This is a genomic window from Saccharicrinis sp. 156, from assembly GCF_050589685.1.
Taxonomy (GTDB): Bacteria; Bacteroidota; Bacteroidia; order Bacteroidales; family Marinilabiliaceae; genus Saccharicrinis.
The window spans coordinates 108,423-132,862 of the sequence record NZ_JBNGOS010000017.1; the positions used below are offsets into that span (position 1 = coordinate 108,423).

The 24,440-nt window shown below is 37.5% G+C and carries 11 protein-coding genes and 2 pseudogenes; 4 read left to right on the top strand and 9 right to left on the bottom strand.

Annotation, left to right across the window (positions count from 1 at the left end; all coding sequences use genetic code 11):
- Window positions 1-113: 113 nt before the first annotated feature.
- The 6 genes from ACRD64_RS12440 to ACRD64_RS12465 form a co-directional block, all read right to left on the bottom strand.
- Entirely contained in the window at window positions 114-1,970 is a 1,857-nt protein-coding gene (locus ACRD64_RS12440; RefSeq protein WP_430933698.1) for a sulfatase-like hydrolase/transferase, read from the bottom strand.
- Between the two features lie 262 nt (window positions 1,971-2,232).
- Window positions 2,233-3,537 (bottom strand): glycoside hydrolase family 117 protein, encoded by a 1,305-nt coding sequence (locus tag ACRD64_RS12445; RefSeq protein WP_430933699.1) that lies wholly within the window; start codon window positions 3,535-3,537, stop codon window positions 2,233-2,235.
- A gap of 245 nt (window positions 3,538-3,782) precedes the next feature.
- On the bottom strand, window positions 3,783-6,926 hold the full coding sequence (locus ACRD64_RS12450; protein WP_430933700.1) for a right-handed parallel beta-helix repeat-containing protein: 3,144 nt from the start codon (window positions 6,924-6,926) through the stop codon (window positions 3,783-3,785).
- A complete protein-coding gene (locus ACRD64_RS12455; RefSeq protein ID WP_430933701.1) occupies window positions 6,926-8,212 on the bottom strand; it encodes a glycoside hydrolase family 117 protein in 1,287 nt (428 codons plus the stop codon). The genes ACRD64_RS12450 and ACRD64_RS12455 overlap by 1 nt, the downstream gene beginning before the upstream one ends.
- Before the next feature lie 352 nt (window positions 8,213-8,564).
- On the bottom strand, window positions 8,565-11,402 hold the full coding sequence (locus ACRD64_RS12460) for a glycoside hydrolase family 2 protein (RefSeq protein WP_430933702.1): 2,838 nt from the start codon (window positions 11,400-11,402) through the stop codon (window positions 8,565-8,567).
- A 228-nt stretch (window positions 11,403-11,630) separates the two neighbouring features.
- Window positions 11,631-14,462, bottom strand: a complete 2,832-nt coding sequence (locus tag ACRD64_RS12465; RefSeq protein ID WP_430933703.1) for a glycoside hydrolase family 2 protein — start codon at window positions 14,460-14,462, stop codon at window positions 11,631-11,633.
- A gap of 213 nt (window positions 14,463-14,675) precedes the next feature.
- Here ACRD64_RS12465 and ACRD64_RS12470 point away from each other — a divergent pair, with 213 nt between their 5' ends.
- Window positions 14,676-15,824: a hypothetical protein gene (locus tag ACRD64_RS12470; RefSeq protein ID WP_430933704.1), complete on the top strand. Its 1,149-nt coding sequence runs from the start codon at window positions 14,676-14,678 to the stop codon at window positions 15,822-15,824.
- 212 nt (window positions 15,825-16,036) lie between these two features.
- On the opposite strand, the gene ACRD64_RS12475 is transcribed toward ACRD64_RS12470, so the two are convergent.
- Together ACRD64_RS12475 and ACRD64_RS12480 are read right to left on the bottom strand one after the other, a co-directional pair.
- A complete protein-coding gene (locus ACRD64_RS12475) occupies window positions 16,037-17,530 on the bottom strand; it encodes a sulfatase family protein (protein WP_430933705.1) in 1,494 nt (497 codons plus the stop codon).
- 53 nt (window positions 17,531-17,583) lie between these two features.
- The gene (locus tag ACRD64_RS12480; protein WP_430933706.1) at window positions 17,584-19,383 is read right to left on the bottom strand and encodes an arylsulfatase; all 1,800 of its coding nucleotides are present in this window, start codon (window positions 19,381-19,383) and stop codon (window positions 17,584-17,586) included.
- Window positions 19,384-19,753: 370 nt separating this feature from the next.
- Here ACRD64_RS12480 and ACRD64_RS12485 point away from each other — a divergent pair.
- The 3 genes and pseudogenes from ACRD64_RS12485 to ACRD64_RS12495 all read left to right on the top strand — a co-directional run bounded on the left by ACRD64_RS12485 (window position 19,754) and on the right by ACRD64_RS12495 (window position 21,603).
- Window positions 19,754-20,107: pseudogene (locus ACRD64_RS12485) on the top strand (aldehyde ferredoxin oxidoreductase N-terminal domain-containing protein).
- Window positions 20,108-20,243: 136 nt separating this feature from the next.
- Window positions 20,244-21,136 (top strand): annotated as a pseudogene (locus tag ACRD64_RS12490) (aldehyde ferredoxin oxidoreductase C-terminal domain-containing protein).
- 146 nt (window positions 21,137-21,282) lie between these two features.
- Window positions 21,283-21,603, top strand: a complete 321-nt coding sequence (locus ACRD64_RS12495) for a hypothetical protein (RefSeq protein WP_430933707.1) — start codon at window positions 21,283-21,285, stop codon at window positions 21,601-21,603.
- Between the two features lie 214 nt (window positions 21,604-21,817).
- On the opposite strand, the gene ACRD64_RS12500 is transcribed toward ACRD64_RS12495, so the two are convergent.
- Window positions 21,818-24,010, bottom strand: a complete 2,193-nt coding sequence (locus tag ACRD64_RS12500) for an amino acid permease (protein ID WP_430933708.1) — start codon at window positions 24,008-24,010, stop codon at window positions 21,818-21,820.
- Window positions 24,011-24,440 lie beyond the last annotated feature (430 nt).

The following is a 24,440-nucleotide window of genomic DNA, read 5'->3' on the forward strand; positions in this document are numbered from 1 at the left end:
TTTATTTTACTGATTTCTTGATAAACAATATTTACTATTAAGTTCCATATTTTTATAACCAGGCAAGGGATTTATCCCGTGTTAATTTCTAGATTATATAACACCAATTTATTCTACCTACTCAAAAACTCAATTCGTCTTCCAATCCAATCACTTTTGTATTTATCACCTTCAGCTGTTTTTAGCAATGCCTCGGCATCAAACTTAAATTGTAAATCGGGATTCAGTGTTTCCAGTAAGGTTGCCGAGTTTAGTATTAGCAATATTTCTAATGGATTCTGGTTTCCTTTTAACAAACTCTCGAACGCAGAAACGGGATTATCTCCATTTATCAAAGCCAAACTTTCTGCAGCTCTCATCCTGACAAGATTTTCTGCATCATTATCCAACATCTTTTTGATTTGTGGAACAAAGGCTTCGGCTTCCTTGTCAAACGCACTGCAAACGATAATTCCCCAATAACGTTTCCAGGGATTTGCAGACTTCAATGCTTTTTTAATTCCGCTTTTCGCTTTTTTGTATGGCAGCAACTGTAAATCGGCAATGGCTATTAATTCTTCAATATCAGCTTTATGCGCTAAACCAAACTTAACAGGGTTTGACCCAGCTTCTTTTTCAAGATAAGGTTCAGGATAAAAACTTAGGTCAGGTAATGATTGTACCTTATCCAACAATAAAGTCCTCATTTCTTTAAGCTTTTCTGCATAAACAGGTTCATTTGCCAGGTTATTGATCTCGTGCGGATCTGTTTCAATATTGTATAATGCTTCGGGTGCACGTTTTTCAAAAAACGCTTTTTGTACGTCATTCAATTTTCCCGCATCGTAAAGTGCTCTCCACTCTTTATATCCAATTTGCTTATAGCGATAATCATTAAACAAACCATCCATATTAAAAGGCTGGTAGCTTCTCATATACTTATACTTTCCTTTGCGATAGCTACGTACTAAATCATATTTCTCGTCAAAGCGATCGGCATGCCCAAAAGTTTCTTCTCTTTTGTTGAGTTCATCTAATGATACTCCTTTTCCCAGGAAAGGCTTTCCGTCCATTTGCTCAGGTACTTTGATGCCTGCAAGGTTTAATACTGTCGGAGCAAAATCAACAAAACTCACAAATCCATCCACTCTTGAACCAATTTGAGCCGGAAAAAGATGTTTCCATTTTTCTGGAATGTAAACGACAAACGGAACCTGTAAACCGCTTTCGTAGATATATCCTTTTGAGCGAGGGAGAGTACCGCCATGGTCGCCATAATAAAAGATGATGGTTTTATCCATCAAACCATCGTCTTCCAATTGCTTTAATAATTTCCCAATTCGCTGATCATCATCCCTGTGCTTGTCGTAATAATGTGCATACGATTTTTTGAATGCAGGTGTATTAGGATGATATGGATATAGCTGAACCGAATTTGGCTTTGTAATTAAAGTTGCTTCATCACGATCGTCCAGCAGTTTGTGCATTCTGCTCTCGTGCGTATCGTGCAAACTCCAAACCTGAAAAAATGGCTGACCTGGTTTTCTGTTTTTGTAAGTGGCTTTCCTGGAACTTTCGTCCCAAATATTGCTTACTTTAAAATTGTAATCCTCTTTATGGCAGTTGGCAGTATAATAGCCTGCTTCTTTAAAGTATTCAGGATAAGTTTTTGAACCTTCAGGTATAGGCACAGCAAATGCATGACGATGAAACTGGCTTCCAACACGTGGAGCATAACAGCCGCTTAACAGCGTGCTTCGTGCTACAGAACAAACGGCTCCATTGGAGAAAGCATTGTTAAACACAATACCATGATCGGCAAGTTTCTCCACATTGGGCATGGGTACACCGTTTTCGGCATCGTATAATCTTAACCAACGTGCCGAATTATCTTCGGTAGTTATCCAAACAATGTTGGGACGTTCCTGAGCGAATGAGACTCTTATTCCCAAAAATAAAATTACAGTATATAAAAAAATGGTTCGTAACATATTAGGTTGTTTTACTATCACATTATGAAAAATCATTAAAACTCTTTTGTCCGATAGAACTTCCCTGCCTGTTGGCAGACAGGCGACGCAAATTCACTGCGCATATCTAATTAGTTTGGTGATGCGTTGGTTTGATTTATAATCCCTCCAGGCATATTTACATCCTTATTATTTTGTCAGGTCTGGAACGGTACTGTACACAAGGCATTCATCCAGACCCGTTGCGTAACTCCTCAAAATAGAACACAGTTTTTAGAGCTCACTACTCGTTATCTTTAAGTTTCTGTGTCTGTTCTTTAATGCGTTGTTTCTGCTTTCCATTTAAACCATGTTTAAATAGATACTCCAAACCGTAGTTATAATAATGGTTTTTCATGTCCTGGTCATCAACATCCTGGCTTAAGTCACAATCGAAGCGAACCAAACAAGTGTGATTCCAGTTTCCGTCGGCATTAATAACATGTGAAATACCCCAGGTAATTCCTCTCCCATCTTTGGTGTCTGTAAAAGCATCCGGCACATAAGGCCCTGCTGCTACAGGCAACATTTCTGTGATAGAAGCAATTTCAAAATTCACCCAATCTTTGGCATATTGAATGGTATTATGCTCCTGTCCATCACGTTGTATAATGGCAGCCACACCTTCGCGGAATGGGAACAAAGTAGTTTCGTGACCTGAGTTAATTACTGGGTTTAAAGGATGTTTCTCGAAAGGTCCCAGTGGGTCTTCGGCAATGGCCAAACCTTGCATACGTATCTTAGAAGGTTTAAATTCTTTACGTTTATCGAAGTCGCCTTTGTAATACAAGTATATTTTACCATCATGAACCAATGGATATGGATCATGAATAGAATATTGATCCCACGAACCTTCAGGTCCGTTTGGAATGACGATTTTACCAGTATGATGCCATGGTCCGTCCGGAGAATCAGCCCAGGCTACAGAAACCGGACAGAAATCTCCACGCAAACCGCTGGCTTCCATAAAAGCCTGGAAATATAGATAGTACTTACCCTTGAATTTTAAAATATCCGTTGTGGTTACCGAACGCCAACCCGGTTCTGGCTTTGGAGGACGAGGAACGGCAATACCCTGCTCCTCCCAGGTAAAACCATCTTCGGAGGTGGCATACCAAATATCCGATAAATCCCAATCTGCTGATGGAATCACGTCAGTAGCTTCTTTTGCCCTTGACATTCCTACTGGTCTTACCGGCGATTTTCGTCCGGTGTACCAAACGTAGTATTTACCGTTTTCGAAGATTACTTTTGATGGATCGCGGCGAGTAATGGTTCCATCACCGCCATTATAATCAAAACCCTTTAGCTTGGTGTATTTAAATTGCGTGTAAAGTTCTGAAGCCTCAGGACGAATATGTTCATATGCCTCATAGTTTCTTTTCACAGCTGCACTTAACGGACGGTCTGGTTTCTCATCTGGAATAAAGAAAGGGAATTCTTCATTACCTTTTGCTTCCTCAGTTTTTGGAGCTGTTTCGCTTGTTTGCTTTTGTTGGCAAGAAAATAGCACCAGACTAATTATCAAACCATATAAGACTTTCTTCATATCTATTAAATATTTAATTTTACTCCTTTTAAAGATTGGATATTACTTTAATTCAAAGGCTAAAGCCTTTATTTTTTTATATAATTAGGCTCGGGATTTATCCCGTGTAATTTAACCATGAAATTAATCGGCCTTAGCCAATATATATATTTGGGTTAAAACACATTAATCTTCAATATTTTCTCTCCGGGTTAAAACCCGGAGCTATTTATATTCTCACGTTCATACAGTAATTTTTTTTCAACCTAATCATCCTTCAATTTCATTAGATACACTTGTCGGCTTCCTGTGTGTGTTGAGTTAAATCCAACCATATCTCCTTTGGGACTGCACCTGCAATGGATATCGCATCTCCATCCCGACTTAAATTCTTTGGGTTGGATAAACCTTGCAATTGGCATTACTATTTCAGTATCCATATCCATCAAATATATTTTCTGCTCCCTGTTTTTTAAAGGATAGGTATCGGTAATCATCCATTTGCCATCGGGCGAAAAAGTGCCGTGACCATCGTAATCTAAAAGTCCCTTTCCTAATCTCTTATAATCGTTCTGTCCCACAGTGTACAAGATATGAGCATGTTGTTTTCCTTCATATTTTGCAGTTATCATCAGCTCATCATCATTTAACCAATCAAAATGAGAACCACCCCAACCATCCGGGAAAGATCGTTTCATGTCACTACCATCTATATTACAAGTTAATGCTGTTGTTTTCCAACTTGGAGACGTCCTGGCTAACCAGAAGATCTTATCCCCGTTTCTGCTTACCAATGTATGGTTAAAGTACACTAAATCATCTTCATTAAATTTATGAATAATATCTTTTACATCGTCTATGGTAACTATCAGTTTTGAATTCCCTGTTTCTAAATCAACCAAAAATAAACCATCGTTATCAGGTAATTGCACATCTTTCCGAGGATCTTGCCCTTCCCCTCCGTAGCCATAATCTTTGCGAGTAATGCTTAGTCTAGAAAAGTTAATACTGATTGCCTCTTTTCCATGGGGAGATACAGCACTGATAGGTCTGTCTATTACTTTAACCTCTTCTTTTGTATGTACATTTAAAATGATAGATACATACTTACTTTCTCTTAAATCGTTGTATATAATTAATGAATCAGGCGAAGTTGCCAACCAATGTGCCATGCACCCTTGTTGAAAGTTCCAGGCTCTGGTTTTAGCAATAGGTTTAAATTCTTTGGTTTCAATATTGACCAATCCCAAAACAGCTTCATCATTTTCATCTGGAATACGGTCATTGATATCAGTTTCTAGAACGGTAACATATTTTTGATTATGGCTGAATGAATTGATACCATAATAACTGGCAAAAAGATGCTCCTTGCCATTTTTAGTAATTTGAATGGGTTTGCTAATTTTTGGGAAAGAGACAGAAGTATACTTCTCTGCTTTATTAGAAAATCCTCCCACATACAAATAATCAGTTCCAGGTGTCCAGGCAAAACCAGTTGGAGTCCAATTAACACCAGGAAGCCAATATTCACCGCCAAACTCATAAGCTCCTAAATCAGGCGCATTACCTTTATATCCGTCCGTTATCCCTTTAATGATCTGTCCCTTGTCGATGGCTGGAGACTCAATATTAGGCATGAAATTCGCATTTTCCTTTGATATAAATGGTGGCGTAGAGAATTGCTCATTGTTTTGAAAATCATTATCAGCCTCATCACCTATATATTCCTTTTCGTCAACACGGTATTTTTTACCATCACCAGAATGCCACCATGGACGAACATCAGATAAATTATTATATAGAATATTGTCTTTTACATTGGTCTGCTTCCCATTTCTTTTAGGTACCCAACAATCAATCATCGCCTGACCATGTGGTCCAACATTCCAGAATGTATTGTTGTAAATTTCATTCTCTAAAGCATTCCAATTAAAATGCAAACCTCCCCATTCAACATCCCAAACCACATTATGATGTACTTTATACCCTGCCGAATTATTATCCAGATAGATTCCCGTAGCTTTTTTGCCTGCATGTTTATCGGCATAGGCATCGTTAAACCAGTTGTGGTGCAATTCAATATTTCTAGGTACACTATTTCCTGTAACATAAAACAATCCGCCATCAGCTCCTGAAATCAAGCACTTTTGAACATGGTTGTACCCAAACTCACTATCATCACCCGAAACTTTAGCGCCATCGCGGGCAGAACCATAAAATGAGTTGCGGATTATTTTATTACGTGCCCCCATGCTGTTAACAAGATGGGCATGTATTCCAATGGTATTAAAGTACTGCACAATACAATTCTCAACACGATTATCTTCTGCACCTCGACTTAAATATAATCCATTTACCGAACCATTTTCCAGCACACACTTTTCTACCACATTATGATGCCCTGATAGTATCTGGATAGCCGCATCGCTTACTGCAGCTCCATTCAAGTTTGTTACGAGTCTTTCGGCCCCATGCTTAACCATACAATTGGTCACTTGATTATAGCTACCTGCTAGCGTAACCATTCCTCCAAAAAAGTTCAATCCATTAAGGTGGATATAATTTGATTTGATATCTGCTGTGTATGTACGTACAGCTATTTCTACCAAGGCATTATCAGGCTTTTTATCATCGGGAGCATAAAAGTAAAGCGCTCTGTTTTTTTCGTCGTAATACCATTCGTTAGGAGCATCCAATGCTTCCAACTTATTCATCAAATAAAAGATTCCTCTATGTCCGTTCTCAAACCTTTGGGGACTATGCGTTGTTCCGAAAGGCCATTTGTCGGGTAAAGTTTCAAAGTGAATTCTATTTAGATTACTCTCGTAGTTAGTAATGGTACGTTCCCAGCTACAACCACTATGCGCTCCCAAATAATGAATGATGCCTCCGGTCCAATCAATATTAGGTATTTCATTGTTGCTGATATACGACATGGACCAGGTTCCTTTAGTCATATCAATATATTTGGCATCTAAGGAATATTCATTGTTGTCAGAATCATTCGGCCAACGGGCAATTTGCATTTTTTGATGATTATAGTACACATTTTTGCCATCTCCTAAAGACATTGTTACATTGGATGCTTTATATATATTCCCGTCGTGTTTTTTCCATCCACTTACTGGTTCTGTTGCAGATATAATTACAATATCGTCCTCAAAATTGGTATATACGATAGGTTTGTTAGCGGCACCTGAGTTTTTAGGGCTGATATTTTCGTGGTAGGTTCCTGCATGAATGTAGCACACATCACCCTTTTTCATCACTTCGGATGCTTGAGCTATTGTTTTAAAAGGATTTGCTGCACTACCATCTTCTTTTGATGTTGAATTACAATCCACGTGGTACTCTTTAGCATTGACGCTGCAGAGTACTGAAATAAAAAATATAAATAATAAAGCCTTCATTATTTGGTTAGTTTATCGTTTTCTTTTTTGATTCGTTCTCTTTGTGCTTTGCTCAGTTTTAACTTGTAATAGATTTCCGGATCCCAAAGATTATTGAATCCTTTCATTTCAGGATCATGCACATCTAAACTTAAATCACAATCGAATCTAGCCAGTTCTGAATACCATTTGCCATCTACACCTTTTACATTACGAAAGTGACATATTCCCCAGGTGATGCCTCTTCCATCTCCATTGTCAGCGAAAGCATCAGGAATATAAGCGTTACAACCAATGGGCATCATTTCAGTAATAGAGGCAATTTCAAAGTTTACCCAATCCTCGGCATATTGAACCGTAAAATGTTCGTTACCATCTCTAATAACTAAGGATGCTAAACCTTTTTTGAATGGGAAGAAACAAATTTCGTGACCTGAGTTTTGAACCGGATTGAGTGGATGTTTTACAAATGGACCAAGTGGATCTTTAGATGTGGCTAATCCAATGGCACTCCATTTTCCTTTATAACCTTTACGCGAATCTATTGGTCGGTTAAAATCTACCTTATAATATATATAAACCTCTCCATTGTGAACGAGTGGTGTAGGTGCCTGCACCGTAAATTGATCCCATGCACCCATGGGGCCGTTAGGTATAATAATTTCATTATAGTGCCTCCACGGTCCATCTGGATAATCAGCATAAGAAACGGCTATATTACAGTCGTCCCCTTTGGTTCCACTAGGCTCCGTAAAAGCCTGGTAGTATAAATAAAATTTACCTTTAAACTTTAGGATATCGGGAGTAGCAACCGATCTGTAACCAGCTTGTAGCTTGGGCGGACGTGTTGCTGCAACACCTTGCTCTTCCCAGGTAAAACCATCCTCTGAAGTTGCGTACCAAATTTCTGCTAAATCCCAGTCCGTAGAAGGAATCTCATCAGTTGCTTTCTTTGCACCTTGAGGACGGGTTATGGTGTGACGCTTGGTGTACCACACGTAGTATTTACCATTCTCACGTATAACTTTAGAAGGATCACGACGAGTTATGGTTCCATCGCCACCATTGTAATCAAAACCTTTAAGTTTAGTGTACTTAAACTGACTATATAATTCATTTTCCGCAGGTAATTTTCCAGGCCATTTATTCACGCTGCGTTCCATGGCTGCGCTTAACTCACGACCTTCTTCAAGATCCGAGATGAAGTATGGAAACGGCTCGTGTTGAACAGTTTCCTTTTCCGTTTTTTGTTGGCAAGAAAGTAGTAGGGTACTTGCTACGAATATGTATATATTATTTTTCATCATATAGATTTCTCTGCTGAAAACGAAGGTTATGCTTATACCCTTCTAACCATTTCCGATGCAAAGTCTCTTTGTGTTTTTAAAAAACTTTGTGATGCATCGGTTTTATTTGGACTATCACCCGGAGTTATAACCCCGGACTATTAATGTTAAACCCCACTGGGGTTTTATCCACTTCTTTTATCTATCTACTCTTATTAATCCCCATCCCTCCGCCTACTGCGGAGTACTTCCCCTTAGTCTCAAGACTAAAGGGAAGAACCTGATTTACATTATTTACTAATGCCTACTGACCATTGACTATTCCGAAACTGCAAATCACGGCCTACTGTTGACTGCCTACTGAGTACTAATTTCAGAATTCAAACGTTAAGTCAATAATAATAGGCTTATCATCGTTTCCAAAAATCATTTCTTCATTACTTGTAGGTCCCTGTTCACCAATTTCCTTAAATTTTGAACCAATTGGAGGTACGTTTGTAACAAATGAAATATCACCAACAGGCCACTGGTGAACTGCAGAACCTTTCAGTGCATCCTCAGGTTGCTCTGGCGTAAGCATTCTTAAGAAAGTAAACTTGCTACGACAATACACGTTAAATCCATTGTTGTTATTACCACGTACTTGCGCCCAATATAAGCTGGAAAAATAACCTTTAAACTCTGGATAAACCCAACCTGATTTTCCAGTTACTGTATTGTTATAATCATTCTCCCATACTTTCAATTGCGTTCCTTTCATACGGTTACGCCAAACCCTGTAAGGTCCGTCTCCTAACCATTTCATACCAGCAACTTCTTTTTCAGGGAATGAGAAAGTGATTCCGTAAAAATCCTTGGTTTTACGTGTTCCTTTTATGCTTACCTTCAAATCAACTAAACCATTGGCATGAACTGTCCATTTAATGAAGTCTTGGCTATATTCCGGTGTTTCCTCCCAATCCCAATGCAGCCTCTTTTTCTCATTCAGCGCAAAAATTTCCACTTTGTCTTTCGATACCGAATAATACACTGTATCCAGTTTTGACTTGTTGCCTAACATGATTGGCCCATTTGCTAAAGGAATGGTTACGCCATTTTTTATAACTTTTTCTAAAAGACCTGTTTTTGAAGAAAAGGAAAAGTTTAATTCTTTTGTTGATACCTCAATTTTAGAATTGACTGTTTTGGCTGTTACTTCACCACTACCTTTATAATTTACTTTGTCTTTATTATAACTAGCCGGTAGCTTAACAGGATACGACCATGTGAAAATTTCCATTCCATGAGCATCTGTAGCCGTTAGATAAAGCGCATCGGCATTTTGCCAGTTATCTGGTAAGTCCACCTTAAAAGAACCTCTCTGACCAGGCTCTATAGCAGGTAAGTTAACCATACTTTCATTCATTACTTTTTCTGTAGCAGAACCAGAAGGACCATCGAATTTCACCCATTGGGCTTTCATCGAACATGCATTCAATTTGGTATAATGGTAACGGTTCTCAACATTGAATACCCCATTGAAACTTTCTCTGATATATCTGTCGTAAATGAAAATAGGCGACCAAACTTCTTTAATCGTAAAATAACTACCTTCCTTTTCGCCATAAGGTCCAACTATACCATCAGGAGCGTGGTTTCCATCCACATCAATTTCTCCGTTTTTGTCTGTTCTTACGACTCCTTCATCGGCAAAATCCCATAAAAAGCCTCCGGCTGATAAAGGCATATTCCACATTACTTTCCAGTACTCATCCAACCCGGCACCATGTCCGCCATCATAAAGGCCATGCATAAACTCAGTAGGAAACGATACTTTATCTTTTGCATATCCATCATAAGCTAAACCATGGTGAGGCAAATAATGAAATGTATTGGTTTTATCGTATATACCCCAAGGATGAATCACCTCGCGTTTTTGAATGTCCCATTTGGCATATTCGCCGTCTAACTCTGGATTCCATCCTGTTTCGTTACCATTATCCCAAATTACAATACTGGGGTGGTTCACATCACGAATGACGGTCTCTTTAACAATCTTTTTACCCACCTCGGTATCCAGGTATGGAACGTGCCAGGTACATATTTCATCCAGCACAAACAAACCTAATGAGTCACAAACATCTAAAAAGTGAACATCAGGAGGATAGTGCGACATACGAACTGCGTTCATATTCATGTCTTTCATCATTTTAACATGCTCAATGCTTAATGCTTTTGATGTAGTACGACCTGATTCCGGGTGAAAGCTGTGGCGGTTTACGCCTTTGAATTTTATCTTCACTCCATTTACGTAAATTCCATCACTTTCTCTTATCTCAACAGTGCGGAAACCGATACGTTGTGAGATGGTATGAAGCTCATTCCCATTTTTGTCGTTCAATCTAATTTGAAGTTGATAAAGATTTGGACTTTCTGGATTCCAGGTAAGAATATCTTTAGCTTTAGCTGAAACTGAAATTTTATCATCAACTTTTACCGTTTCGAGATTATTGAGTCCCTGTACAACTTTACCGTTCAAATCAAGAAGTGTTGCTGAGGCACTTTCAGCTTTTTTAGATTTGATAAAAACATCTGCCGTAATATCTCCGCTAGCCTTTGCATCAATAGCTACTCGGTTTATATGTTCTTTAGGTAATACTTCAAGATAAACCGGGCGATAGATACCTCCAAAAATCCAGAAATCAGTATTACGCTCTGCTGAGTTGATGGACTCATTTGCAGACCATTTATCTACCTTCACTTCCAATACATTTTCCTTACCAAATTTCAGTAAATTACTGATGTTATATTTAAACTCATAGAAAGCACCCTGATGGATCGCTCCTGCCAATTTACCGTTGACTTTTACCTCACAATCGGTCATTACACCTTCAAAAACAATCTTCACCGCCTTATTTTTCCAATCGGCAGGGACATTGAATTTATGCATATACAGACCGTGTTCTTTATGATATGCCTTTTTGGCTTTATAATCACGTCCGTAATTGTAGTTTCCAAAACCTTGCAATTCCCAGCATGAAGGAACCCCTATTTTTGCCCATTCACCACTGTTCATTCCTTCAGAACAATAGAAATTCCAATCTACGGTATTGTCCTTGTCTGTGCCAGAGAGGTATTGGATTTGGGTTTTAGTTTGTGCTTGTAATACCACAGGATTACTGAATAGTATAGTCGCAAATAGGATAATTGTAGATAAAATTTTTTTCATCATATTTTGTTTGAGACATAAGTATTGCTTATGCCAGTTGTTTTTTTTATACTATACAAACATCAGCTCTCCTACTTAATAAGGAGGAGTACGGTGAGCTACGAATCGGGAGGTGGTTTAGACTTCAGAAGTTCTTTACTCAAAAGGCTTAAAAACCACCTCCCCTCTCCTACGTCGAGGTACTCCTCCTTTGAAAGGAGGAGAGCTGATTCACGTGACGCTAAATCTTATTTAAAACTCAAATGTTAGGTCAAGAACTATAGGCTCATCATCGTTTCCAAAATAGTGTTCTTTGTTACCATGCGGTCCTGTGCTTTCTGGATACTGAAATTTTGTTCCTATACCTGGTATATTCATCACAAAAGAAATATCTCCCTGAGGGAATTTTGGTATTACCTTATCTCTCTTGTTATCTGATGGTGAATCAGGCGTAAGCATTCGTAAATAAGTATGAGGTGTGTGACAATACACTGTAAACCCATTGTCGTTATTACCTTTTACCTTGGACCAATAAAGACTTGAGAAAAATCCTTTAAATTCAGGATAAACAAAACCCGATTCTCCGGTAATAGTATTGTTATAGTCATTTTCCCAAACCTGGAATCTTGTTCCTTTTGTCCTGTTACGCCACACACGATAAGGACCATCTCCCAACCATTTCATGCCTGATACCTCAGATTCCGGGAATGAGAAGGTAATACCTCTGAACCCTTTTAAATTTCTAAACCCTTTAAATTCAACTTTCAAATCCAATAATCCATTGGCATGCACTGTCCATTTAATGATGTCAGAACGCTTTTCCTTGATGGTTGACCAAGCCGGCATCCATTTCTTTTCTTCAAAAACCACAAGAATTTCGGTTTTACCATCCAGCTCTTTAACCGTTAAGTCAATTATTTTATCATTCTGATTCAGGATGATTGGGCCATTATTTAATGGGATTACTTTGTCGCCCCTTTTTACCTCTTTTAATAAACCAGTTTCTTCTGAGAACAAATAAGTCATTTTGTTTGCCTCAACTTTGATGGTTTTATCTTTAGTTTCTGTTTTTACTTCTCCATTGCCAGCATAATCAATCTTCGGAATATTTACTTCTTTTGATGTAGAGACAGGATATGACCAGGTAAATATTTCTTTACCCTCTGCATCCAATGCCGTTAAATGCAAAGCATCCGCCGACTTCCAGTTATTCGGTTTATCTACCGTAAATTTTCCTTTTGCCAGAGGATTTAAATTAGGCAGTTGAACTTTACCTTCTGAGATCACCTTATAATTATTCTTGTCTTCAGGCCCGTTAAATGTAACCCATTTGGCAGTCATCGAACATTTTTCAAGATTAGTATAGTGGTAGCGGTTTTCTAATCTAAAAATACCATTAAAATCGTCTCTGATAAATCGGTCTTCAATATAAATTGGCGACCAAATTTCTTTAATGGTAAAGTAACTGGCTTCTTTTTCGCCGTATGGCCCTACGATACCGTCAGCCGCTTTATTTACCTGTAAGTCAATCTCATTGTTTCTATCGGTACGCTCTACACCCTCATCCGCAAAATCCCAAAGAAATCCACCGGCGCTTAAAGGTAAGTTCCACATCACATTCCAATAATCATCTAGTCCGGCGCCATGGCCACCATCGTATAAGCCGTGTAAAAATTCTGTTGGGAAAAGGATTTTATCCTTAGTATAGGCATCATTAATCAATGAATGATAATGGCTATAATGAATGGTATTTGTTTTTTTGTAGATACTCCATGGGTGAATCACCTCCCGATGTTGAACATCCCATAAGGCATAATCGTCATCCACTTCGGGATTCCATCCTTGTTCGTTTCCATTGGCCCAAAGCAAAACTGAAGGGTGATTTACATCGCGAACTACCGTTTCTTTTACAATTTTACGGGCTACTTCTGTATCCAACATAGGGTTGTGCCAGGTACATATTTCATTAATCACAAATAGACCTAAAGAGTCACAAACATCTAAAAAGTGAACATCAGGTGGGTAATGTGCCATACGAACCGCATTCATGTTCATGTCTTTTATCTGCTCTGCCTGCTCAATACTCCATGCCTTTGAAGTGGTACGTCCTGATGCAGGATGAAAGGAATGACGATTAACCCCTTTAAATTTGATACGCTCACCATTTACATAAATCCCGTCGCCCTCTAATACTTCCACAGTACGGAAACCGATTCGTTGATTTACCTGATGCAAAACACTTCCTTTTTCATCCAATAAATCGAATTGTAAAGTATATAAATTAGGTTGCTCCGGATTCCAGGTAAGAATATTACTTGCCTGTGCTGAAACTGTCCATTTGCCCTCGGTTTTTGTTAGCTTGTCTACTATTAAATCTTCAACTTTATTTCCTTTAATATCCAAAAGTGCCAATGCTATATGACTTGCTTTTTTAACATCAACAAAAACATCTGCTGTTATTTTACCGTCAGCTTTCGCATCCACGGCAAGTCGGTCAATATTTTCTTTAGGAGAAACCGTTAAATATACCGGACGGTATATACCTCCAAAAATCCAAAAGTCAGCAACACGTTCTGCATGATTAATGGATTCATTGGCTGATACTTTATTCACCTTAACCTCGAGTAAATTATCTGCACCATATTTTAACAACTTGGTAATTGTATATTTGAATTCGTAAAACGCTCCCTGATGAATCTCGCCAGCCAACTTGCCATTAATTTTCACTTGGGCATCGGTCATCACCCCTTCAAAAACAATTTTGATGTCTTTATTTTTCCATCCCTTAGGAACTGAAAATTTGTGTCTGTACAAACCGTATTCTTCAGCACGACCTTCTTCATCATCGCTACCGTAGTTATAAGCCCCAAAACCTTCTTGCTCCCAACACGAAGGAACTCCGATTTTTGTCCAAGCTCCACTTTTGCGTCCTTGTGAACAAAAGAAATCCCACTCTACCAAGTTGTCTTTATCTGTTCCTGATAAATATTGAACCTCGGTTTTACTTTGGGCAGATAATTCTATTGGAATAATCAGTTGAATGATCATCAACAAAAATCCTACTGCAGCACAAATTTTATTCATCTTTTATAATAATTTAGATTTTCATATTAAGGAATGCATTTGTCATGCTTAATTCTTTATGAAAATACACTTAAATAAATAAAATGATTACCTTTAACGTCGCTTTAACGGTAGCTATAACGGTTGTTAACGGGATCGTATCACACACTATATCAACAACCTAAATCAATTAACATTTTTTATCGTTTTGGCTATACAAAAGTTACCATTTATATGCTTTCGAAAGAAAAAAAAGTGGAAATAACCGGGAAAATTCTTAAAAGCGAAACATTTAAGAACGCTCCAACCAGCATTGCCATTTTAAGATATTTGGTACAGGCCAATATTGAAGAACGCGATTTAAAGGAAGGCATAATTGACATTGAATTTTTTGGTGGAAAATCCGATATCGACAAAAGTAACCCAAGGGTAAGAGTCAACATTTATAACCTTAGAAACAAGCTGAGTAAATATTATAATTCGGAAGGTGTTAATGATTTATGGCAAATAAAAATTGACAAAGGACAATACGATCTTAGATTTGAAAAGAATAATAAAAACATTAAAAAAACAACAAAAAGGAAATATAAACAGGCACTTCCATACACGTTACTGGCTTTTACAATTTGCACTTTTTTAGTTTTGCAACTACCTCATTCTCCGCCATCTATTTGGAAAGGTTTCTTTAAAAACAAACATGCAACCAATTTATTTATTGGCGATGCCTTTGGGTATGGAGGAATTACTATTTCAGGCTTAAGGGGATGGACAAGAGACTTTAGTATAAATAGCCTGGATGAATATTATGATATGCTGGAAGAAAAACCCGAATTAAAACTAACAACCAGCCCAACTGACTACTTTTACTCAACTCGTATGGCTGAAAACGCCACACATGATTTAGCACGTTTTTTCACAAAATGGAATAAAGATTTTGAGATTAAATACGCTACCCAAACCTCCTTCGCTGACATAAAAAAAGGAAATACCATATACGCTGGACGATTGAAAGATGAAAAAAACTTCATTTATCTTTTTAATGAAGCAAATCCACATTTTAAGATCGAGGGCAGAACGTTAAATTTCTCTAATCATCCAACTATTAAAGACACTTCGCTGACGATAGGCTCGTTTGAAACAGAATTGGATTACACGGTCGTTTCAAGGATGCCTGGCCCCAATGATACCGAACAGTTCTTGTTCTTCTCGGACCACGACATAGGTGTTATGGCAACAGTAGAGTTTTTTACGAATAAAGATTCCTTAAAGTCTTTCACTAAAAAACATTTAGAAGACAAACCTTATTTTACAGCAATATTTAAGGCCAAAGGAAAGGAAAGGATTAATTTGAATTTGGAAACGATAATGGTAGTACCGTTTTAGTTAGTTATTATTAGTCAATAGTTTAATTAAGATACAATCTGCATAAAAAAAATTTTTACACCATTATTAATCTTGAACGCATAACCTCTAATACAAATAGAAACTTTAATTAATATTCTACTATTTGAAATGCGAAATAATACCATTAAAACCAAAAAGACACCAGGCATAAATTGGTGTCTTTTTCATTTATTGATTAATTGTGTGCGTGCTTACTCCAATTCTGGATTTACCTGATACTGCTCCCTTAACTTCGTCAACTCTTGCTTCATGTCAGCAATTAAAGGTTTCATTTCCGGGTTATTGTAAAGGTTTTTCATTTCTGAAGGATCTTTTTCAAGATCGTACAATTCAAACTCTTCTCCATTTGGAACATCCTGACCATAGAAACGAATTAACTTATGCTTTTTAGTTACTACACCTTCGTGCCTGCGAACTTTATGGGCACCTGGGTATTCGTAATAATGGTAGTATAGAGACTTCCTCCACTTCTTAGGACTTTTTCCCTTTAGCAGAGGAACTAGACTTTCCCCCTGCATATCCTCGGGAATGTCCGCTTTTGCAATATCGAGGAATGTTTCAGCAAAATCTATATTCTGTACCAAATCTGTATTTACACTTCCTGCTTTAATTACCCCCGGCCATTTAGCGATGAGTGGGGTCCGGAATACCTCTTCATACATCAAACGTTTATCGAACCAACCGTGCTCTCCCATAAAGAATCCTTGGTCAGATGAATACATCACGATTGTATTATCTTCCAATCCGTTATCCTTTAACCATTGCATGATGCTACCAATACTTTTATCGACACTCCAGATACAACGGAGGTAATCCTTCATATACGTTTGATATTTCCACTTTTCAAGGGCCTTACCTTTGGGAGGATTGTTTTTGAATAAATCAAAACGTTTTTTAAAACGTTCATCATTCGCATACATCTTTCCATTAGCTTTAAGATCACGATCCAGATTCATATCATCCATAATCTCCAACTCCTGATCTACGACGGCATTTACTTTGGTAACGTATTGATCAAACAAGTTTTCCGGCTCAGGAATTTCGATATCCTCGTACTTACTCATATATTTTTTATCAGGATCCCAGTTACGGTGTGGTGCTTTATGATGAACCATCAACATAAAAGGCTCATCTTTCTTACGACCATTATCTAACCAATTAACTGCTCTTTCGGTTATAACTTCGGTCACATACCTTCCTTTATAATTGGTTTTACCATCCTCTGTAATAAATTCCGGATTATAATATTTTCCTTGTCCCGGCAGCACTTCCCAATAGTCAAAACCTTGCATGGCGCCATCCAAATGGATTTTTCCGATCATCGCTGTTTGATATCCATTATCCTGAAGAATTTTTTGAAACTGTTGCTGATCATGATTAAAAGGATGACGTTTGGTATTGGATAACTTCCCGTTCATATGGCTCATTTTACCTGTTAAAAGGGCAGCTCGGCTTGGCGCACAAATAGAATTCTCCACATAACATTTATCAAAGCGCATTCCTTGCGCCGCCAACTTATCCAAATTTGGTGTTGGATTCAAACCCTGTAATCGCCCGCCATAGGCGCCAATAGTTTGATACGAATGGTCATCGGAGAAAATCCAGATGATGTTTGGTTTTTGTTTGGCCAATACCGTCATGGGTACTAGTAGCATAACCAGCCAAAGTAGATTTTTTGTTTTCATGTATTATTTAGTTTAGACTTACAATATTTTAAAACCAACCTGGTATAACAATACTATATTTTATTTATATAAACATAAAAGGCGGAAAAGGAATTATCGTCCTCTGTTTTAAAATTAGCTTCTAATTTAGAACGCCCCTTATTTAAGTGCACCTTAAACTTAACTTCTTCCTTTTTCATATCAACTTGTGATACCTCACTTACATTTCCTATGTGAAGACTTGCCTGATTAATATTTAACTTTAATCCTTTAGGACGGGAAAAATACCAGGGTTTATCCATACCCAATTGTGGCACCTCCTCATTGAAAGAATAAACACTTTCCTTTGGCCAGCGTCTTAAAGCAATCTCGTATTCTCCCTCCTCCTGAACATCAACCATCCAATATCCTTCTGATAAAGCCGGCTTTTTGCCGTTTAATGGGTTTCGTATTAACTCTTGCGACCAGGCTACCGGAGATGCTGTATGTAAATCATGAACCGTAATTACAACTTCATTGCTCTGTCCACCACCAATTTTATAAGCCTCGAAATATGAAAAATCTTCAGACACATAGTCCCACCACTTTTCATAGGCATCTCTCATAGCTTTTACTTTTTCGGGATATTGCGCTGCTATATCCTTTATCTGACCAACATCCTTGTTAATGTTATACAATTCTTTTCCATTAATCAATCGCCATTCCTCATCCATAACAGAACACATTTTCCATTTTACCGGTTGCTGTGTTTTATTTTTATCCACAACAGCATATCGCTGTGGCAAGCTGATCGTTTCATCTTTTAAAACAGCCTCTATATTTCGTCCATCAAAATCCTGCACTCCTTTTTTTCTCAAGTTACATAATCCAACAAACGTAGGCAGAACATCATAGTTCATCACCAGGCTCTCCACGTCTTTACCTCCTTTAATACCTCCTTGGTTCCATCGAATAAAGAAAGGAACACGATGCCCTCCATCATAAGCTGAACCTTTTAAACCTTTCATGCCTGCATTATATCCAAACTCTTGTCCCTTTATATTCCGATAGCCATATTGCGTTCCGTTATCCGTAGTAAAAACCAAAATAGTATTATCCGTCAGCCCCAATTCAACTAACTTTTTTTCCAGCATCCCTACATTGTCATCTATGTTGGTTATCATACCATAATAAGCCTTTTGTTGCGCATTGATTTTGTTTTCATTCTCATACATTCTGTAATACTTTTCCGGCACATTTAATGGCCCATGCGGTGCATTGGTCGAGATATACACAAAGAATGGCTTATCCTTCTTTTCTTCTATATACTTTAAGGCTTCAGCAAAATATACATCCGTACAATAACCTTTGTATTTCTGAGGATTTCCATTGTGCATATAGGTATCATCAAAGTAATCATTATCCCAGAAATCCGGTGTTTGCCCTATTCCCCCGGCTCCATGACAAACAGTTTCTTCAAACCCTCTATTCTCGGGCAGGTAAGGATAAGCATCTCCCAAATGCCATTTACCAAACATTGCAGTGGCATAACCATTGTTTTTGAAAACCTGTGGCATCGCGGTATATTTCTCCCGTAAAATGTTACACCCGGCAATGGTATGCCACACTCCGGCACGATGCCCATGAACACCCGTCATTAATCCAGAACGACTCGGTGCACAAGTAGTTCCGGAATGAAAATTAGTTAGTCGAATACTTTCTGAGTGTAACTTATCCAAATGTGGTGTTTTGATTATCTGATTGCCATGGGCAGCGATATCTCCATAACCTTGATCATCAGTGATGACAATGATTACATTCGGTTTTTGTTTGGCTTTAGCAGGTGTGAATAATAAAAATCCTAAAAACAATAAAATCCAATATGAATGACGCATAGTTGTTAATTAAGGTACAAATTTTAAATGTACATCTATAAATACAATTACCAAGTGGGAACTTATATACAAAACTTATACTCCCCTTTTTTTAAGGATTTTCACCCCCTAATAACATCGTAAACACATCACATTTCATGGATAAAGATAGGCAACAATTAATTTAGCTATCAGTAACAAAAGTAAGCTCAAGTTATTGCAAAAGGTAAAATTGTGTAATAACTAGGTAAAATACATGGATTTTTACTGCGTGACCTACCTTAATTTTATCTTTAATTAAATGGCTTGACGAATTAATACAAAACTACCATGACATCCGGCTTTTAGAAATAAATTTTAAGGATCAATCTAACAGATCGCAACATTAAAATTGAACAACCAGGCGAAGCATTTTTTAGATTTTTTTTGTGGAAAGACTATAGCGGCCTACTTTTTATTGAAAGAAGTAGGCAAAGACTGTGACCCATTTGGTTCAGACAACAAGGTAATTGTTGCCTTAAGTGTAATTACAGGTTGGCCTATTGCCGGCAACTCACTTTTTACTGTTAGTGCTAAATCTCCTCTTACCGATGGTTTTGGTAGTTCTGAAGGATAAGGATTTTTGGGACCCCAATTAAAATTTATCGGATATGATGCGATCATTTTAGAAGGAAAAGCAGATACCCCTTGCTATATCAGTATTGTTGATGATCAGGTAGAAATAAAAGATGCCTCCCATTTATAGGGAAAGGAAACCGGACCGGCACAAGATACTATCCGTGAGGACTGGGCATTAAAAAAGCCAAGGTATTACAAACCGGACCTGGAGGTGAAAATATGGTTTAGATTCCATTGGAACAGGGATGACCATTGGTTTTGCCATGGAAAGTTACGAAAAAGGAATTATTACAAAGGAAGATACTGGAGGTTTGACATTAGAATTTGCTTATGCAGACGCGCTTTTAAAATTATAGAGATGATTGCCAAACGAGAAGGCATTGGTGACATACTAGTAGCAGGAAGTTATCTGGCAGCTGAAAAATTCGGCATGGAAGCCAACAAATATTGTATGACATCCAAAAAAATGGACTTTGCAGCACACGAACCTCGCGGTAAATGGAATGTTGGACTAGCCTATGTGGTCTCACCGAATGGAGCCGACCACATTGTTGTTGAACACGACCATTGCTTTCTGTGTGAGCCCAACACGGATCCTGATGCTTTTGGAGGTGCAGATAACTTTCCTATATTCCCTTATGGCATACGAGAGCCTTTAGAACCAATCCCTTTTGATAGCAATAAACTAAGAGCATTTGTTGTATTGCAGAAGTCGTGGAGTTTAACGGACACTTTGGATATTTGTATTTTTGTAGCAGAACCTGGCCAAAGCATGCTGACTTTAAAAAAACTTCGTGAATACGTTGGCCACATAACCGGGTGGAGTGATATGACATTAGAAGAATTAGTATCTGTTTCTGAAAGAGAAATTGTGATATCCAGGTTATTTAATGCATTTTTTGCTTCAAGTGAAAAAGGAATTTACAGGATAATGGAACTATACAGGTCGTTACATTTGAACAGATTGAGCCCTGGTGGTCAGGACATGCTACGGTCCACCCTTCGCAAAGGGGATTTGTTGTTGGCCTTGTTAGTGTTTCCGTTACACTCACTGCCCAATGTATATAGGTTTACCAAACATCCATTGTCACAAAGTATCGAAGCTGGTAAGAACTCCTCAAGTGCAGAAAAAAGGTCGAAAAAGAAAAAACATTGAACCTGTTTTTCTGCATAACAAGCAAACGGGGAAAGATTCACTTGTTGGCGACATCCAATACTAAACTCGGGATACTAAAAGCGTATGAAGTATACAGCATCAGGTGAAGTATCGAAGTATTCAAAGAATCAAAACAATACCTCGCTTTGGAAAAATCGAAGTCCCAAAACTTGGATGCACAAATAGCAGACATATCGTTAGCTATGATTGAATACCATGTGTTTACTTTGGCCAATAGATTCAGTGCATACGAATCTATGGTTGGTTTATTTAAACATGTATGCGATAATGCCGCTGAACTTACCATATCTCTGAGAACATGGGGATTTATCCTTGAACTAATGCATGTAATCGATGAGATTACCGATGATGATTTTAATGAGCTAATTACCCACGTGATAAAAAACAAGCCCAAGGACAATAAAATCTTCAGGCTAATTGAAATGCAGCTTTCAAGCACTGCCTAATAGACATGGGAAATGTCAGTACATCTATACTTAAACAGCCAAGGACTAAAATACCTTTGCGTATGTCGTTAGATAACCAACACCTACTCATCGACTGTATGAATCATACATGATAAAATAAAATTTGATTTATAGGCGATAACGATTATTGACAATAGTCCTTAACTAAAAGTCAACAAGCACAACATAACTTATGTTTGTGTAAGTCATACTTTTAGACTAACACATTTTCAAAATCAGAATCGACACAGAAAATGGCTGAAATGCGTGAATGATTTACCAGTTTAACCATATCTTCAACTAACATACCCTCCTCCACGTTAAAGATATTCACATCAGTATTTCTTTCCCTAATTACATTATCCAGTAACTCACCCTGATTTATAGATATTGTAGTATTCTTGGGAAATCTCACCATTGTATGTAGATCTTCTATATCCGTCTTTGAAAACTCCATTTTACGGTTGTTATTCATGATATGAACTTCAATATTTCCTTTCCAGTTCCTACAAATCAACAAAGAAATTAAGGTAGATAGGTCATTATTATTGATATTAAATGATTCCTTCCAGTCTTCAGGAACATTAGTAATCCATAAATTAATACTTTTTTCTATGGCCAAACTGGCGGTTGAAAAGGGGATATAAATAATCAGACCAAAATTATTTTTCTTGGCATCCAATAAAAGATTGTTATAATAATTCAAATTAGAGGTAGAGGTATCAATACTTGCAAAGATTATATTCGGCTTAAAAAAGGCCGCATTTAAGGACTGCATACTCACATTTACAGTGGTATTAAAATCAGTATTATCAATTGTAGTATAAGAGACAGACAGTTCACTTTCCTTAAATTTTTTAACTGCATTTTTAAGGAAATTCTCCAGGTTTTTTTGTTCAATTTCATTTACATTTCGTAAGGCCAAAATTTTTATCGAACCTTTAGGATAAATGATGGAATGAATCAGCTTAAAAGAGCTTCGAAGCTCTTTGGGCATACTAACAGGCATCAATAAATCAGGTCGCCATGATCTAACCTCCCTTTCCTGTCTTAAATTGTTTGTTTTTTTGGTTGCCCACTCTGCCAGTGCCGTAAATAGTCCGCTTCTGGAATCTCCTGCTGCTGATTTTATATTCATTTTCACCAGATAGAGGTAAAAAAACACGATAAAAACTAATGAGAATAAAGCAACAATTACATTCATTACAAACATTATAGCAATGGATCCCAAAGCACCAATTGCCGGAACAAAGAGTGGGATCTTAAGGGTGGGTCTGTAACTTGGCAAACCCAACGATTGCTCAACCAACGCTACAATATTTACCATTGCATAGGTAATCATAAAGAACATGGTAAGAATAGGTGCAATGGTGTTCAAATTTCGCAAGAAGATACCTATTATTACAATTACAGCTGTGATTAACATTGCATTTACAGGCTCTCCCTTACTGGATAATTTAGCTAATCTTTGACTTTGAGGTAAAATTCTTTTTTCACCCAATGCTAATAGAATTCTTGGTGCTCCCACAAAAGAACCTAATGCTGAAGAAAGTGTGGCTCCTAATAAACCGGCTAACACGATTGGGGAATATAATGCCTTATCTATAAATACATTATAATTGCCGGCCAATTCTTCAGGAGTAGCAATCAGAGCTGCCACAAAAATCAAACTAATATAAATTATAGTGGTAATAATAACTGAAGATATGGTTCCAATGGGAATACTTTTTCGCGGATTTGTTAAATCACCAGACATATTTGCTCCTGCCATTACACCCGTTACTGCAGGAAAGAAAACAGCGAAAACAATCCAAAAAGAGGAGCCATTAAAATTATTTTCTATCGAACCTGAATACTTTCCAAACCATTCAATGCTATAATTCAATTCATTGGTTAATAGTGCACCATAAATGGATACCAAAGACAGCAAAATAACACCAAGGATAACATATTGAATTTTAAAGGCAAAACTGGTACTGATAAAAGCAATAATTAAAACAAGGGAAAATATACCAATATCAAGAATAAACGGATTTACATCCGGAGTAAGCGTTTGCAACCCCTCACGAAATCCAAAAATATACATAGCCACTGCAATAGCCTGAGCAAAATAAAAAGGAATCCCAATTGCTCCACCTATTTCCAAACCCAACGATTGTGAAATAAGACTAAAAGCTCCACCACTGCCTATCCTTACATTGGTAGTAATTGAAGATAAACTAAGAGCTGTTGTAAATGTAATTGCCACAGACAATAAAACGATAGCCAAAGCCCCTATAACTCCTGCATTGCCAACAACCCAAGGTTGTCTGATGTACATGATTACCCCTAAAATTGTAAGTGTTGTGGGTGTAAATACTCCAGCAAAGGTTCCAAAAGTCTTCTTTTTTATATTCTGTAGTTCCATACGCTATTAGTTACATTGATAAAACAAACTTAAATTTATAGTGCAGTTAACTTTTACATCATGGGTAGCTATATAATGAGTAATACATTTATATTTAGACGACTAACGTTGAATACAATTATAATGTAAGTTACATAATTTTTTGTATCCATACGTAACCGGATGTAAATTTAATATCCCTATAAAAAATAAGGTTTAGGCATCATGGAACCGATTGAAAGGCCATTCCTTCAGGGCATAGATAGAAACATGAAGGTTAAGAAAAGGCTGTAAATATTTATTTTACAGCCTCTAAGACACTTTATATTACAATAATTTCAGTGCGGTAAAAACTAACGTTCAGCAGGCTATGATTAAACCCGGATTATGTATTGGGGGTTCGTCATGAGCATTGCAAGTACAATAAAACAAGGCATTACTGAAACGAGGC